This window comes from Streptomyces sp. NPDC088746 (genome assembly GCF_044751065.1).
Taxonomy (GTDB): Bacteria; Actinomycetota; Actinomycetes; order Streptomycetales; family Streptomycetaceae; genus Streptomyces.
On record NZ_JBIVLA010000001.1, the window covers coordinates 180,600 to 195,350 of the forward strand.

At 70.2% G+C, this 14,751-nt stretch carries 14 protein-coding genes; 1 reads left to right on the forward strand and 13 read right to left on the reverse strand.

Translation table 11 applies throughout. The annotated features are described in order from the left end of the window. From ACIP63_RS00880 to ACIP63_RS00900, 5 genes are all read right to left on the reverse strand, one after another. Positions 1-1,434 (reverse strand): MFS transporter, encoded by a 1,434-nt coding sequence (locus tag ACIP63_RS00880; protein WP_401510179.1) that lies wholly within the window; start codon positions 1,432-1,434, stop codon positions 1-3. Between the two features lie 98 nt (positions 1,435-1,532). Further along, a complete protein-coding gene (locus ACIP63_RS00885) occupies positions 1,533-2,462 on the reverse strand; it encodes a ThiF family adenylyltransferase (protein ID WP_401510181.1) in 930 nt (309 codons plus the stop codon). Further along, positions 2,459-3,454 carry a hypothetical protein gene (locus ACIP63_RS00890; RefSeq protein ID WP_401510182.1) on the reverse strand — a complete coding sequence of 332 codons (996 nt, stop codon included), beginning with the start codon at positions 3,452-3,454 and terminating at the stop codon, positions 2,459-2,461. The genes ACIP63_RS00885 and ACIP63_RS00890 overlap by 4 nt, the downstream gene beginning before the upstream one ends. Next, positions 3,451-4,677 (reverse strand): acyl-CoA dehydrogenase family protein, encoded by a 1,227-nt coding sequence (locus ACIP63_RS00895; RefSeq protein ID WP_401510184.1) that lies wholly within the window; start codon positions 4,675-4,677, stop codon positions 3,451-3,453. Before ACIP63_RS00895 ends, ACIP63_RS00890 begins: the two co-directional genes overlap by 4 nt. A gap of 61 nt (positions 4,678-4,738) precedes the next feature. Further along, a complete protein-coding gene (locus ACIP63_RS00900) occupies positions 4,739-5,107 on the reverse strand; it encodes a hypothetical protein (RefSeq protein ID WP_401510185.1) in 369 nt (122 codons plus the stop codon). A gap of 648 nt (positions 5,108-5,755) precedes the next feature. Between ACIP63_RS00900 and ACIP63_RS00905 the strand changes: the two genes are divergently transcribed. Then, complete coding sequence (locus ACIP63_RS00905; protein WP_401510187.1) at positions 5,756-6,889, forward strand: SagB/ThcOx family dehydrogenase; 1,134 nt, start codon at positions 5,756-5,758, stop codon at positions 6,887-6,889. Between the two features lie 28 nt (positions 6,890-6,917). Here ACIP63_RS00905 and ACIP63_RS00910 read toward each other — a convergent pair whose 3' ends face one another. From ACIP63_RS00910 to gap, 8 genes are all read right to left on the reverse strand, one after another. Continuing rightward, complete coding sequence (locus ACIP63_RS00910) at positions 6,918-8,426, reverse strand: PH domain-containing protein (protein WP_401510189.1); 1,509 nt, start codon at positions 8,424-8,426, stop codon at positions 6,918-6,920. Next, complete coding sequence (locus ACIP63_RS00915; protein ID WP_401510191.1) at positions 8,423-8,926, reverse strand: PH domain-containing protein; 504 nt, start codon at positions 8,924-8,926, stop codon at positions 8,423-8,425. The genes ACIP63_RS00910 and ACIP63_RS00915 overlap by 4 nt, the downstream gene beginning before the upstream one ends. 3 nt (positions 8,927-8,929) lie before the next feature. Continuing rightward, a complete protein-coding gene (gene pgi, locus ACIP63_RS00920; protein WP_401510193.1) occupies positions 8,930-10,582 on the reverse strand; it encodes a glucose-6-phosphate isomerase in 1,653 nt (550 codons plus the stop codon). A 209-nt stretch (positions 10,583-10,791) separates the two neighbouring features. Further along, positions 10,792-11,127: an RNA polymerase-binding protein RbpA gene (locus ACIP63_RS00925; protein ID WP_099176117.1), complete on the reverse strand. Its 336-nt coding sequence runs from the start codon at positions 11,125-11,127 to the stop codon at positions 10,792-10,794. Positions 11,128-11,236: 109 nt separating this feature from the next. After that, the gene (gene secG / locus ACIP63_RS00930) at positions 11,237-11,473 is read right to left on the reverse strand and encodes a preprotein translocase subunit SecG (protein ID WP_014156893.1); all 237 of its coding nucleotides are present in this window, start codon (positions 11,471-11,473) and stop codon (positions 11,237-11,239) included. Between the two features lie 113 nt (positions 11,474-11,586). Then, positions 11,587-12,363 (reverse strand): triose-phosphate isomerase, encoded by a 777-nt coding sequence (gene tpiA / locus ACIP63_RS00935; RefSeq protein ID WP_401510195.1) that lies wholly within the window; start codon positions 12,361-12,363, stop codon positions 11,587-11,589. A 6-nt stretch (positions 12,364-12,369) separates the two neighbouring features. Continuing rightward, a complete protein-coding gene (locus tag ACIP63_RS00940) occupies positions 12,370-13,581 on the reverse strand; it encodes a phosphoglycerate kinase (protein WP_401510196.1) in 1,212 nt (403 codons plus the stop codon). Positions 13,582-13,695: 114 nt separating this feature from the next. Beyond that, positions 13,696-14,706 (reverse strand): type I glyceraldehyde-3-phosphate dehydrogenase, encoded by a 1,011-nt coding sequence (gene gap / locus ACIP63_RS00945; RefSeq protein WP_104789935.1) that lies wholly within the window; start codon positions 14,704-14,706, stop codon positions 13,696-13,698. Positions 14,707-14,751: the final 45 nt, after the last annotated feature.

A 14,751-nucleotide genomic window follows, 5' to 3' on the forward strand; every position in this document is an offset into this window, starting at 1 on the left:
TCAGGCCTGGGCGCTCTCGGCGCCGGAAATCCTCATGCCGGTGTCCCTCCCGGCGGTCCGTTCCGTTTTCGGGCGCCTCGGTGTCGTGAGGACCGCGACAGCGCCGACGGCGATGAGGCACGCGCCGGTCCACAGGGCGGGGATCATGCCGTCGGTGAACCGGCCCGGCGTGGCGAGGTCGCCGTGCGCGGTGAACACGGAGGCGAGCACGGCGACTCCGAGGACACCGCCCAGCTCGCGCAGCGAGTTGACCGCGCCCGAGGCCATCCCCCGGTCCTGGGCGTCGACCGAGCTCATCACCAGGTTCGCGGTCGGGGAGAAGTAGAAGGTCATGCCGAGCCCGCACAGGACCAGGGCCGGCACCAGGGAGACGTAGTCCACGTCCGGTGAGACGCGTGCGGCGATCCAGCCCAGCCCGCAGGCCTGGAAGGTCAGGCCGATCGCCACGATGGACCGGCTGCCGATCCGGTCGGAGAGGAATCCGACGATCGGCGCGACGAAGATCGGCACCGCCGTCCAGGGCAGGATGCGCAGGCCGGCCTCCATCGGGGAGTAGCCGCGCGGGCCTTGGAAGAACTGGGTGAGGAGGAAGACCGAGCCGAACATGCCCGCGAACATCAGCAGCCCCGCGGCGTTCATGCCGCTGAAGGTGCGGTGGCGGAACAGCCGCATCGGGAACATGGGCATGTCGGTACGGAGTTCCCAGGCGACGAACGCGGTCACGACCAGGGCTCCCCCGGCCAGCGCCGTCAGGACGTGAGGGCTCGCCCAGCCGTCCGTGGGGCCCTGGATGAGGCCGAACACGATGCCGAAGAGACCGGTACCGGCCAGGACGGTCCCGACCAGGTCGAGACGGGAGTTGGGGCCGCGGCTCTCGGCGAGCTTCCACCGGCCGAGCGGCAGCAGGACGAGACCGATGGGCACGTTGATCCAGAAGATCCACTGCCAGGTGAGGTGCTCCACCATCACCCCGCCGACGAGCGGCCCCATCGCGATGGCCAGGCCCTCGACGGCGCTCAGCGCCCCGAGGACGGCACCGCGGCGCGCGGGCGGAGCGACCGCCGTGAGCAGGGTCAGATTGAGGGGCATCAGAGCGGCGGCGCCGAGGCCCTGCAACGCTCGGGCAGCGATGAGCGCGCCGATGCCGGGGGCGAGCGCCGCCGCGGCCGACGCGGCGGTGAAGACGCCCAGGCCCACCACGAACATCCGTCGCCGCCCGAACCGGTCGCCCAGCGCCGCGCCGGGGAGCATCAGGACGGCGTAGGTGAGTGTGTAGGCGTTGACGGTCCACTCGAGTTGCTGGATGTCGCCGCCGAGGCTCTCGCGGATCGCGGGCAGGGCGGTGATGACGACGAGATTGTCGAGGGAGACCATGGCCACGCCGAGGCCACAGCAGAGGAACGTCCACAGGACGCTCCGCTTGGAGACATGCATGATTGCCTTTTCCTGGAGGGTGTCGCCGCGGCCGTACACCGGTGGCGGTCCCGCGGGAGCCCGCGGGACCGCCACCGGTGAGACGTGCGCGGTCGCGTTCAGCGCGCGCCGGACCGGCGCATGAGGCGGAGCATCGGCGGCACGAGGGCCGCCAGTTCGACCGGCCATCGCAGGCGGTTCAGCCAGCGCTCGCCGAGCGGCCGGGCCATCTGGTGCACGTCCAGGCCGATCTCCTGACGCACCCGCTTCCCGGCGAGGACGCGTACGGCCATGTGGGAGCTCAGCACCCCGAACGCCGTCGCGGTGTACGCGACTTGGGGAAAGCTGTAGTCCGTACGCAGATGGTTCGCCCGGATCTCCGCCAGCATCTCGGCCGGCACCCGGCGCAGCGGCACCGCGCGGCGCAGGAGCTCCCAGGTGTCCACGCGCTCGATGTCGGCCAGGGTGATGGCTCCGGCGAAGGGCTCCCGGACGCGCCGGTAGTCGTAGCAGCGCACGTACTGGGTTCCGGCCATGTCCCAGCCGGTGATGAGGGGGAGCTTCCGCTGGACCGCCACGCGGTGCAGGAGGTGCTTCGCGTGCCATCCGTCGGCGGTGGTGACGTCCACCCCGTCGATGATGATCTGACAGGGCGCGGTGAGCCGCTGCACGGTCGCCGCGGTCACCCCCTCGGTGAATACGCTCACCCGGGCGTGCGGGTTGATCGACATGATGCGTTCCGCCGCTCCGGCGGCCTTGTTCTGCTCGATGTCGGCGGCGACCGCGCTCTGGCGGTTGAGGTTGTTCAGCTCGAACGTTCCGGGGTCCGCCACCAGGAAGCGCTGCGCCCCGAGCCGGGTCAGCGGCTCCACGGCGGCGCCTCCGATCGACCCGCAGCCGGCCACCAGGATCGTGGCGTTGCGCAGCGCCAGCTGCTCGTCGGCGGAGACGACACCCGCGTTGCGGGTGACGAGCTCCTCGTAGAAGACGCTGTGCGGTCCCGACTCCCCGCTGCCCGCCGACGGCAGGCCCAAGCTCTCCGGGGTCATACGGCACCTCCTCGCTGGCGGGGGATCAGGGAGCCGCCCACCGCCTGCCTGCGTCCGGCGAGCCGGGCGACCATCTCGTGATACGAGGTCAGATCGCTGCTGCCGTCCATGTAGGAGCGGACGACGTCGCGGTACCAGGGCAGGTCCCGGGGCACCGGGGCGACGAAGGGCTTGGCGAGGACGCCCTGGTGGTAGATCGGTGCCAGCGGGTCCGACGAGGGCAGGCTCGGGGAGGTGTCCTCGACGACGTGGAGGTCGAATCCGGCCAGCCGCAGGTGGCGCAGGGCCACGTGTTCCTTGGCGTCGCCGAGCACGAGGCGGATCGAGTCGTCGAGCTGGATCATCGCCTCGCCCATGCCGAGCATGAGGTGCCACGGCACCCGGTCGTGCTGGATACCGAGCGGCATCGACTGGTCGCGCAGGAAGCGCTTGAGTTCGAAGACCTGGTGGGTCCCCAGACCCAGGCGCGCGTACTGTCCCAGCAGGTCGATGCCGTGGGCGGCCTCGGTCGGGAACAGGGCGCGCCGTGGCGAGTCGAGGGGCAGGCTCACGGGGTCCGCCGAACAGCTCAGCCCGACGTAGCCGCGGATCCTTCCGGTGCGCGAGCAGAGGGTGACCGTGTGGATGCTCTCCATCTGGCCCGGCCGGGGCAGCGGTTCGTGGTACGCCGCCGTCCGGTAGACGAGGTCGGCCGAGATCCAGCTCAGCCGCAGGTACTGGGCCAGCCGGAAGCCGAGGATGCCTCTGAGGTACCGGGCGGGGATCTGGCTGTCCCGTGCGGTGAGCGTGATCAGCCCGCTGTGCACGTCCTCCGCGTGGTACAGCGGTGTTCCGGCGATCTCCGCCGGCAGTTGCCGGTAGCTGAGCCGTTCGTGGAGTTCGATGATGTCGGCGACGTAGCGCAGGGCGCGGGAGCCGGCCGGGTCCGCGGAGGTCGGGATGGCGGTGCGGGCGGGCCCGTCACCGCCCGCGAGGGGGGAGGCGGTGTTCATTCGGCGTCGTCCTCGGCGTAGAGGCTCTCGGTGATCGTGAGCGCCAGGACCTCGGGGGTGCCCTCGTACACGCGGGTGCCGTAGGCGTCGCGGAGCATCTTCTCCACTCCGTACGAGCGCAGGTAGCCTCGCGCGCCGACGAGGGAGAGAGCGGCGTCGGCCACGTCGATGGCGGCCCGGTCGGCGAAGAGCTTGGCGACGGCCGGTTCGTAGGCGGGCGGGGGCAGTTGGGTGTCCACGGTGTTCGCCGCGTGCAGGTACAGCAGGCGGGCGGCGTCCACCTGGGCGCTCATGCCGGCCAGCTTCGCCGCGGTGAACTGGTGCCGGTGCAGGAGTTCACCGCCCTGGACGCGTTCCCCGGCCCAGGCGACGGCCTGTTCCAGGGCGCCGCGGGCCACACCGGTGGAGATGCCGGCGACGGCGGCGCGGGCCATGTTGCTCTGGGCCATGTTGATGGGCATGCCCTCGCCTTCGCCGCCGATCATGTTCTCGGCGGGCACCCGGACCTCGTGGAACTCCAGCTCGCTTCCCAGGCAGGCGCGGTAGCCCATCTTGTCGGCGACCGGGCCGCGCACGACCCCGGGGAGGTTCAGGGGCACGATGAAGGAGGTGAGCCCGGTCGCTCCGGGGCTGCCCTCCATGTTCGCGAAGACGGAGGCGAACGCGGCGAAGCGGGCGTTGGTGATGAACCGCTTCCTGCCGGTGAGCACGTACTCGTCGCCGTCCCGGCGCGCGGTCATGACGTTGCGTGCGTGCTGTGCGTTGGCCGGGATGATCAGGTCGCACCCGGCGTCCTCCTCCGTCACCGCGTTGCACGCGAGCACCGGCTCGTCACCGGAGAAGAGCGGGAGGTAGCGCGCCTGGAGACGGGGGTCGCCGGAGAGCAGGAGCGGCGCCTGGCCGAGCATGGTGGCCCCGAAGACGAGCGCGGTGCCGGGGCACACGGCGGCCACTTCCTCCAGGGCGGTGGCGACTCCCAGCATGCCGAGCCCGAGACCGCCGTAGTCGGTGGGGACGGCGGCCCGGGTCAGACCGATCTCGTGGCCGCGGCGCACCACGTCCCAGTCGAAGTCCTCCGCCGGCGCCTGGTCGAGCTGCCCGACCAGGGGCTTCACGGTCTCCTGCGCGAACCGCCGCGCTGCGTCCTTGAGTTGCCGCACATCCGGGGGCAGCACGTCGAAGTTGAGCTCTGGGGAGAGTTCTGCCGGTACGTCGATGGTCATGGGTTTCGTGGCTCCTCGGTCACAGGTGTCGTGGGGGCGGTCGGGGGATGCGCGCGGTGGGTCAGGTGCCGACGCCCGACTCCGCGGCGATCGTGGGGTAGCTGTCGAAGGCGGGCTGGAGCATCGGCACCAGCTCCAGCACCTTGGCGATGCGACCGCGGATCCGGACCCTGCCGGTGGCGATGGCGGCGGGCACCAGCAGCCGGCCCATCCACAGCGCGTGCGCGGTGTCGCAGGACATCTTGAGAGTGATCGCGGCCTTGAACGGCACGTCGTCCCCGAGGACGACGCCCTCGGACGAGACGAAGATCCGGCAGTCGGGCTTGCTGTGCACCAGCTGCACCGACAGAGCTTCCTTGCGCGCCTTCTCGACGAACTGCTCGTCCTCCAGCAGTACGCCGAAAAGTCGGCCGAACACTTCGGAGGCCATATCGCTGGACGAAAAAACGGTCATGCTTCCCCTTCACGATTTCAGTGGTCCGGCACCCCGCCCGCAATGAATGAACACATCGCCTGGCCGCTTCTTCTGCTCGTCGAGTGCCGATGTCCGCACGTTATGACACCTTCCGGAGAGCTTCGCCCGCATCGACAGGTCGCCGAAAAAAGGCTGAAAGAAATTGGTAAGCAGCTGCTCCACAACGCCCTGACCAGCAGCGATCATCCGCAGCGGACCCCGTCTCCCGTATACGAAACACGTTGACAGCGCGTGATAACGCTCCCCATGAATGCGACTCGAAAGAAAAGCGAGGGCCATGGATTCCACCACGAAAGAGTGATGCGGGAAATCAGGTCTTGCGCATGACGATTCTGTGCTGCGTCATGGATATGCCGTCGCGGCGACGTGCAGAGAAGAAACCCCCGAAGCACGGAAGAAGGAGGTGAAGAAGAATGCGCAGGATCGAGATGAAGCACCGGATCGCTGTCCGGGCCGACCGCCCGAAGGCCGGCGAGGGTTCCACCTGGAACTGGACGTGGGCCTACCGCCAGGCGTGACCGCGCGCGTGGGGCCGGGTACCCCCTTGCCCGGCCCCACGCGTATGTCCGGCCCTTCCCCTACTTCCCCCTCGCAGGAGTCACCGTGCGTCTACGCCGTTCCCGCTGCCTGACCTGCTACTGGCACGACGGCGCCTTCGTCGTCCACCCTCATCCGCACGGCACGCCCACGGCGCTGCACCCGGCCGCCGCGGAGATCCTGGCGGCCTTCGACGACTGGAGCACTCCCGACGAGGCCGCCGGACTCCTGGACCACCTGACCCCGGACACCGTCGAGGACGCCGTCGAGGCACTGGCGCGGAGCGGAGCCCTGCTGGCCCACGGCAGCGCGGCCGCGCGGCTCGACGAGCGGATCGCCGGGCAGTGGGGCGCGTGGATGCCCGAGGCGTCGTTCTTCCACTACGCCACCCAGGACGTGTACGACTCCCCGCAGGCCGTGGCCCCCTCCGGCGAGGCGCGGGAACCCGCCGCCGCGGAGCCCGCGCGGGAGTCGCCGCCTCCCCTGTTCACGGGGCATCCGCGGGCTCCCCGGCTCCTGCTGCCCCGCAGGCCGGCCGGGCTCCGGGCTCCGTTCGAGCAGGTCCTGTACGACCGCCGTACCCACCGCGACTTCACCGGCGCACCGGTGTCGCTGGAGACCCTGGCCACCTTGCTGGCCGTGGTCTTCGGCCCGGTCGACTTCATCGACTGCGGACGGGGCGCCCTGTACCGGCGGACCAGCCCGCAGGGCGGCTCCCGGCAGGAGCTCGACGCGTACGTCGGCGTCCTGGGCGTCAGCGGCCTGTCCCCGGGCTGGTACCACTACAACGGCTTGCAGCACGCGCTGGAACTGCTCTCCGAGGGCCTCACGCCCGCGGAGGCCGCCCGTCTCTGCGCCGACCAGTCGTGGGCCGCGCGCCCCGCCTTCCTCGTCGTTCTCGCCGCGCGTCTGGAGCGGATGAGCGTGAAGTACCCGACGCCCCGCGCCTACCGGGTCTGTCTGCTCGACGCCGGACACCTGGGGCAGACCTTCGCCCTGACCGCGACGGCCCTCGGCCTCGGCCCCGCCCAGACCGGTGCCTTCAGGGACTCCGCGGTCGCCGACCGCTGCGGCCTGGACAACACCGGCCACACCCCGCTGTACGTACTGGCCGCCGGGCACCCCGCCCCGACGCCCCAGGACGCTCCTCCGCCGGCCGGCGTTCCGGCCTTCGACGCCACCGCACTGCTCGACGGGTGACCCCGACGCGCCGCCGCGTCCCCTCGGCTCAGTCGCGGTCCAGGAAGGGCTCCAGCAGCCCCGGCACGGCGTCGGCGGCGAAGCCGAGACCTTCGGTGGCGTCGGTGTCGTGCGCCGTGTAGGCGCCGCCTCCGGCGGCAGTCGTGGCGGTGACGCTCAGCAGCCCGGCCCGGCGCTGGAACCAGGACTGCTTCACCGTCCAGCCGATCACACCGGCCCGTTGCAGAGCCGCGGTGGAACGCCGGACCGAACCGGACCGGGTCACCAGGTACCCGCCGGTGAGCGTGTGCCCCAGCGAGCGGTAGGCGTCGAGGGCAAGCAGCACGGCGACGGGCAGGGACACCACCGCGCAGGCGAGTGCGGTCCAGAGGAGCACGGGTGTCAGCAGGACACCCAGGACCACCTGGACCAGCACGGGTGCCAGGGCGACGGACAGGGCACGGCGGAGCCGGCGGCTCCTGGCGGCGAGGGGGTGGCCGGTCAGCGGGGCGCCCGTCGGGGAGACCGGCTCGCGCAGCACCTCGGCGGCGACGGTGTCGGCCAGCGTGCGGGGCACGGCCGGCAGGAGGGTGTTGTGGTCGGCGCTCCGCGCCTCCTCGTTCTTGGCCAGACCCGTCGTGATCGCGTCCACCCTGGCGGCGCCCGCCAGCCGTACGCCCAGTGGCTCCACCAGGTCCACCCCGCGCAGCCGCCGCTCCTCGACGGACAGGGAACGCGCGGTCAGCAGCCCCCGCCGCACCCGCAGGGTGCCTCCCGGTTCGCGCTCCAGGCGGTAGTTCCACCACATCTCGATCCACAGCCCGAGCGCTCCGATCACACCGGCGGCCAGGACCGCCACGACCAGGGTGACGATCGCCCAGACCAGCGGGGTGTCCCTGAAGCGGTCGGCGACCCAGTGGATCACCTCGGCCTGCGCCCCGGCCCAGTCACTGACCTGCATCACACCGCCGGCGGCCGCGCCGCCGAGCATGGGCGCGACGAAGGAGACGGGTGCGTAGCGGACCCAGCGGAGGTCGAGCGTGGCCAGTTCCCCGTCGCGGCGCGTTCCGGAGGACCCGGACGCGGCGCGGTCGAGGAGCTCTCTGCGCAGCCGTTCACCCTCGGCGCGCGTGACGGGGTCGAGCTCCAGCGTGGAGTCGCCGCCGGTGTTCTCACCGGTGCCGATGCGGACCGAGACCAGCCCCAGGATCCGCAGCAGCGGATGGGCGGTGAGGTCGACGCTGCGGATCCGCTCACGGGCCAGCGAGCGGCGCTTCACCAGGAGTAGCCCGGTGTGCAGTTCGACGCGCTCGGCGCCGACCCGGTAGCGGGTGCGCCGCCACCGCACGTAGTCACCGGCGGTCGCGCAGCCGATCAGCAGGGCGGCGCCCGCCAGGACCCAGCCGATGGCCTCCGCGTATCCGAGACGGCCTGACAGCGCGACCGTGACCGGCACGGCCGCGCCCGCCGCGACCCCCGCCGTGACCAGCGCGGTGACCAGGACCGTCCGTCGATGGAGCCGCCGCCAGCCGGGGCCGCTGTCAGCGGCCGTGCTCATGTGGCGTCCCCGGGGGTCTCCTGCGTGATCCGGGTCAGCCGCTCGGCGAGCTCGGCCGCGGCCTCGTGCGTCAGGCCCTCGATCTGTACGGCGCCCTTGGCGGACGCGGTGGTGACGGTGACCGTCGCCAGCCCGAAGAGCTGTTCCAGCGGGCCCCGCACGGTGTCCACGGTCTGGATGCGGGACATCGGCGCGATCCGCCACTCCCGCAGGAAGGCCCCGGTGCTCACGTAGACCGCCTCGTCGGTGACCTCCCAGCGGTGGGTACGGAACCACCAGAGGGGGAAGAGGACGGCGCACAGCAGGCCGACGGCGCCGAGCACGGCGGCGGGCGTCAGCAGCCAGGATCTGGCGGGCCCGATGAGCGCGCCCAGGATGCCGAGGACCGCGACCGGGGCCGCGGTCAGCAGCAGCCACTGGGCCCGCCACCAGCCGACGGCCCGGCGGTCGGGCGCGTTGCGCGGCGGCCTGAGCCGTATCGTCCCCTCCCCCGTGGTCATCGCTCAGCGGCCCCGCAGCGCGCGGTACGTCGAGACGAGCGCGGCGGTGGAGCTGTCCAGCTGCTCGCCGCCGGTGCCCTCGGTGAGGACCGGCTCGATCTTCTTGGCGAGGACCTTGCCGAGCTCGACGCCCCACTGGTCGAAGGAGTCGATGTTCCAGACGGCGCCCTGGACGAAGACCTTGTGCTCGTACAGCGCGATCAGCTGGCCGAGCACCGACGGGGTGAGCCGGTCCGCGAGGATCGTGGTCGTCGGGTGGTTGCCGCGGAACGTCTTGTGCGGCACGAGCTCCTCGGGCACGCCCTCGGCGCGGACCTCCTCGGGCGTCTTGCCGAAGGCGAGCGCCTGGGTCTGGGCGAAGAAGTTGGCCATCAGCAGGTCGTGCTGGGCGATCAGCCCGGGCAGCAGGTCCTGGACCGGTGCGGCGAAGCCGATGAAGTCGGCCGGGATGATCTTGGTGCCCTGGTGGATCAGCTGGTAGTAGGCGTGCTGCCCGTTGGTGCCGGGGGTGCCCCAGACGACCGGGCCGGTCTCCCACTCCACCGGATCGCCGTCCCGGTCCACGGACTTGCCGTTGGACTCCATGTCCAGCTGCTGCAAGTACGCGGTGAACTTGGACAGATAGTGGCTGTAGGGCAGCACCGCGTGCGACTGCGCGTCGAAGAACTGGCCGTACCAGATGCCCAGCAGGCCCAGCAGCAGCGGGGCGTTCTCCTCGGCGGGGGCGGTGCGGAAGTGCTCGTCGACGAGGTGGAAGCCGTCGAGCATCTCGCGGAACCGGTCCGGCCCGATGGCGATCATCAGCGACAGGCCGATCGCCGAGTCGTAGGAGTACCGGCCTCCGACCCAGTCCCAGAACTCGAACATGTTGGCCGTGTCGATGCCGAAGTCCGCGACCTTCTCGGCGTTGGTCGACAGCGCCACGAAGTGCTTGGCGACGGCGTCCTGACCGGCCCTCAGCTCGGTGAGCAGCCAGTCGCGGGCGGAGGTGGCGTTGGTGATGGTCTCGATCGTCGTGAAGGTCTTGGACGCGACGATGAAGAGGGTCTCGGCCGGGTCGAGGCCCTGTACCGCCTCGTGGAGGTCGGCGCCGTCGACGTTCGACACGAAACGGACGGTGAGCGAGCGGTCCGTGAAGGAGCGCAGCACCTCGTACGCCATGGCGGGACCGAGGTCGGAGCCGCCGATACCGATGTTGACGATGTTCTTGATCGGCTTGCCGGTGTGGCCGGTCCACCCGCCCGACCGGATCCGGTCGGAGAAGTCGGCCATTTTGTCGAGGACGGCGTGCACGGCCGGCACCACGTTCTCGCCGTCGACCTCGACCACGGCGCCACGCGGCGCGCGGAGCGCGGTGTGCAGGACGGCGCGGTCCTCCGTCGTGTTGATCCTGTCGCCGCGGAACATGGCGTCCCGCAGCCCGGCCACGTCCGTGGCGGCGGCGAGCTCGCGCAGCAGCCGCAGCGTCTCGTCGGTGACCAGGTGCTTGGAGTAGTCGATGTGGAGGTCGCCGACCCTGAGGGTGTACTGCTTCCCCCGGTCCGGCGCGTCCGCGAACAACTGCCGCAGATGCGTCCCCCCGAGCTGCTCACGGTGCTTGCCGAGAGCCGTCCACTCGGGCATCTGGTTGAGCTTGGTTCGGCTTTGTGCGTTCATCCCGGAAATCGCCCACTTCTCTCGTACCTGCAACCTTCCCCGCTGCCCCTCCAACCTAATTGATCTGGAGGGTCCGACGGGGCACCGGCGAGCTGGTGGGCGGCATACCGATTCCGGCCGGGCACCCAGAGGGTGACCGGCCGGTGAAAAGTGAGGGTCTTCCGTTTGCGTCAGGTCCCGCGAGCCCGGCCTGACGCGAACGCGAGGCCCTAGATCTCGCCGCGGAGTTTCGCGAGGGCTTCGGCGAGGATCGCCTCGCCGTCCGCGTCGCTGCGCCGCTCACGCACGTACGCCAGGTGCGTCTTGTACGGCTCGGTGCGCGGCGGAGCCGGCGGGCTGTCCCGGTCCTGTCCGGCCGGGAAGCCGCAGCGCGGGCAGTCCCAGGTCTCCGGTACCTGCGCGTCATGGGCGAAGCTCGGCTGCGTCTCGTGCCCGTTCGAGCACCAGAAGGAGATGCGGGCGCGTGGCGCGGACTCGCCGCGCTCGGCCTCCCCCATCGGCCCCGCTCCGACCCGGCTTCCCCGGATCGCGTTGCCACTTGCCACGGTCGTAACTCCCTGCGTGATGGTGCTCGAAGATGCCCCAGTCTACGTAAGGCCCAACGCGCGTCCAGTGAAAGGAGTTACACCCTCACAAGGAATCGCGGACGACGGGTCAGCTGTCCAGCTTGATGAGCAGAGCAAGGACGACAATGCACGCGAACCAGGCCAGACCGACCACGACGGTGATGCGGTCGAGGTTCCGCTCCGCGACCGAGGAGCCACCGACGGAGGACTGCATTCCGCCACCGAACATGTCGGAAAGGCCGCCGCCCTTCCCCTTGTGCATCAGCACCAGCAGCATCAGCAGCAGGCTGAAGACGATCAGGGCGATCTCGAACGCCAAAACCACGGCTGGTCCCTACTTTCCGGAATTCCTAGGACTGCATGTACGAACAGCGGGGGCCCGGGGGTAGACCCCCCTCGGCCCCCGCAAGGGTACGACGGATCCGCGCTACCGCATACTCACTGGTCGCGGAAGCGGACGATCTTGACGAACTCGTCGGCGTCGAGGGCGGCGCCGCCGATGAGGGCACCGTCGACATCGGGCTGCGCCATGATGGCCGCCACGTTGCCGGACTTCACCGAGCCGCCGTACTGGATACGGACCGCGTCGGCCAGCTCCTGCGAGTACAGCTCCGCGAGACGGCCGCGGATCGCACCGCAGACCTCCTGGGCGTCCTCGGGGGTGGCGACCTCGCCGGTGCCGATGGCCCAGACCGGTTCGTAGGCGATCACGATGGACTCGGCCTGCTCGGCCGGGATGTCCTTCAGGCCGCCGTCGAGCTGCGCCAGCGTGTAGGACACCTGGTCACCCGCCTTGCGGATGTCCAGGCCCTCGCCGACGCAGAGGATCGGGGTCAGGCCGTGCTTGTACGCGGCCTTCACCTTGGCGTTGCAGATCTCGTCGTTCTCGCCGTGGTACTGGCGGCGCTCGCTGTGGCCGACGGCCACGTACGTGCACTTCAGCTTGGCGAGCATCGGGCCGGAGATCTCACCGGTGTACGCGCCGGAGTCCTGGGCCGAGATGTCCTGGGCGCCGTACTTGATCTTCAGCTTGTCGCCGTCGACCAGCGTCTGCACGGAGCGCAGGTCGGTGAAGGGCGGCAGGACGGCGACCTCGACCGCGTCGTAGTCCTTGTCGGCCAGGGCGAAAGCGAGCTTCTGGACGTGGGCGATGGCCTCGAGGTGGTTGAGGTTCATCTTCCAGTTGCCCGCCATGAGCGGGGTGCGGGTAGTCATGAAAGGTCAGTCCTCCAGTGCGGCGAGGCCGGGAAGCGTCTTGCCCTCGAGGTATTCGAGGCTGGCGCCGCCACCGGTCGAGATGTGGCCGAATGCGTTCTCGTCGAAGCCCAGGATGCGGACGGCGGCCGCGGAGTCGCCGCCGCCGACGACGGTGAAGGCCTCGGAGTCGACGAGGGCCTGGGCGACCGCCTTGGTGCCCTCGGCGAAGTCGGGGTGCTCGAAGACGCCCATCGGGCCGTTCCAGAAGACGGTGGCCGCGTCGGCGAGCTTCGAGGTGTACAGCTTGTTGGTCTCCGGGCCGTTGTCCAGCCCCATCGCGCCGGCGGGAATGGCGTCGGCGGCGACGGTGGTCGGGTTGCCCGGGGTCTTGGTCTTGAGGTCGGGGAACTGCTCCGAGACGACGACGTCGACGGGGAGCACGAACTCCACACCCTTCTTCTCGGCGCGCTGGAGGTATTCGAGCACCGCCGGGATCTGGTCCTCCTGGAGGAGGGAGCTGCCGACCTCGTACCCCTTGGCCTTGAGGAAGGTGTAGGCCATCCCGCCGCCGATGAGGATGCGGTCGGCCTTCTCCAGCAGGTGGTCGATGACCCCGAGCTTGTCGGAGACCTTCGAGCCGCCGAGGACCACGGCGTAGGGGCGCGTGACGTCCTCGGTGAGCTTCTTCAGTACACCGACCTCGGTGGCGATCAGGCTTCCGGCCGCGTGCGGCAGCCGGGCCGGGAGGTCGAAGACCGACGCGTGCTTGCGGTGGACGGCGCCGAAGCCGTCGCCCACGTACACGTCGGCGAGCCCGGCGAGCTGATCGGCGAAGGCACCGCGCTCGGCGTCGTCCTTCGACGTCTCGCCGGCGTTGAAGCGGAGGTTCTCGATGCCGGCGACCTGGCCGTCGGTGAGAGCGGCGACCGTGGAGCGGGCGGACTCGCCGACGGTGTCGGTCGCGAAGGCGACCTCGGCACCGAGCAGCTCGCCCAGGCGCGCGGCGGCGGGGGCGAGCGAGAAGGCCGGGTCCGGTGCGCCCTTGGGGCGGCCCAGGTGCGAGGCGACGACGACCCGCGCGCCGGCTGCGGCGAGCCGGGCGATCGTCGGCTGGACGGCGCGGATGCGGCCGTCGTCGGTGATCGTGGTGCCGTCCAGCGGCACGTTGAGGTCGGCGCGGACGAATACCCGCTTGCCCGCGACCCCTTCGTCGAGAAGTTCGTCGATCGTCTTCATCTCTGTTCCCATACTCCTTGGAAGGACGGATGAGCATGCGAGGGGGCTCGGACGGCGCCGCGTCGCGCCGTCCGAGCCCCTCACATCACACCTGGATGCCTGTCGATCCTAGGATCAGAGCTGGCCGCCGACGAAGACGGTCAGGTCGACGAGGCGGTTGGAGTAACCCCACTCGTTGTCGTACCAGCCGAGGATCTTCACCGAGTTGCCCTCCTGGACCATGGTCAGGGAGGAGTCGAAGGTGCAGGACGACGGGTCACCGACGATGTCCGAGGACACGATCGGGTCCTCGGTGTAGGTCAGGAAGCCCTTGAGGTCGCCGTCGTCGGACGCCTTCTTGAACGCGGCGTTGACCTCGTCCTTGGTGACCTCGCGCTGAAGGGTCACGACGAGGTCGGTGGCGGAACCGGTCGGGACCGGGACGCGCATCGCGATGCCGTCGAGCTTGCCCTTGAGCTGCGGGAGGACCAGGGCGGTCGCCTTGGCGGCGCCCGTCGTGGTCGGGATGATGTTCTCGGCGGCGGCGCGGGCGCGACGCAGGTCCGAGTGCGGGAAGTCCAGGATGCGCTGGTCGTTCGTGTACGCGTGGACCGTCGTCATCAGGCCCTTGACGATGCCGAAGTTCTCGTCGAGAACCTTGGCCATCGGCGCCACACAGTTGGTGGTGCAGGAGGCGTTGGAGATGACGTGGTGGTTGGCCGCGTCGTACTTGTCCTGGTTGACGCCCATCACGATGGTGATGTCCTCGTCCTTGGCCGGAGCCGAGATGAGGACCTTCTTGGCGCCACCGGCGATGTGCTTCTCGGCGTCGGCCTTCTTGGTGAAGATGCCGGTCGACTCGATGACGATGTCGACGCCCAGCTGACCCCAGGGGATGTCGGCCGGGTTGCGCTCGGAGAGCACCTTGATGGTGTGACCGTCGACGGTGATGGTGTCGGCGGTGTGGCTGACCTCTGCCTTGAGACGACCCAGGATGGTGTCGTACTTCAGCAGGTGAGCCGTGGTCGCAGTGTCACCCAGGTCGTTGACAGCCACGATCTCGATGTCCGCACCCTGCTCCAGCAGCGCGCGGAAGTAGTTACGACCGATGCGGCCAAAGCCGTTGATGCCTACGCGGATCGTCACGAACCGATCTCCTCGTTAGGAACGCCGGTTTCGATGCCGGCGAGT

What these genes read in the sequence shown, in the direction of transcription:
- ACIP63_RS00880 (WP_401510179.1), bottom strand. Translation starts at nt 1,434, where the DNA reads ATGCATGTCTCCAAGCGGAGCGTCCTGTGGACGTTCCTCTGCTGTGGC.
- ACIP63_RS00885 (WP_401510181.1), bottom strand. Translation starts at nt 2,462, where the DNA reads ATGACCCCGGAGAGCTTGGGCCTGCCGTCGGCGGGCAGCGGGGAGTCG.
- ACIP63_RS00890 (WP_401510182.1), bottom strand. Translation starts at nt 3,454, where the DNA reads ATGAACACCGCCTCCCCCCTCGCGGGCGGTGACGGGCCCGCCCGCACC.
- ACIP63_RS00895 (WP_401510184.1), bottom strand. Translation starts at nt 4,677, where the DNA reads ATGACCATCGACGTACCGGCAGAACTCTCCCCAGAGCTCAACTTCGAC.
- ACIP63_RS00900 (WP_401510185.1), bottom strand. Translation starts at nt 5,107, where the DNA reads ATGGCCTCCGAAGTGTTCGGCCGACTTTTCGGCGTACTGCTGGAGGAC.
- ACIP63_RS00910 (WP_401510189.1), bottom strand. Translation starts at nt 8,426, where the DNA reads ATGAGCACGGCCGCTGACAGCGGCCCCGGCTGGCGGCGGCTCCATCGA.
- ACIP63_RS00915 (WP_401510191.1), bottom strand. Translation starts at nt 8,926, where the DNA reads ATGACCACGGGGGAGGGGACGATACGGCTCAGGCCGCCGCGCAACGCG.
- pgi (WP_401510193.1), bottom strand. Translation starts at nt 10,582, where the DNA reads ATGAACGCACAAAGCCGAACCAAGCTCAACCAGATGCCCGAGTGGACG.
- tpiA (WP_401510195.1), bottom strand. Translation starts at nt 12,363, where the DNA reads ATGACTACCCGCACCCCGCTCATGGCGGGCAACTGGAAGATGAACCTC.
- ACIP63_RS00940 (WP_401510196.1), bottom strand. Translation starts at nt 13,581, where the DNA reads ATGAAGACGATCGACGAACTTCTCGACGAAGGGGTCGCGGGCAAGCGG.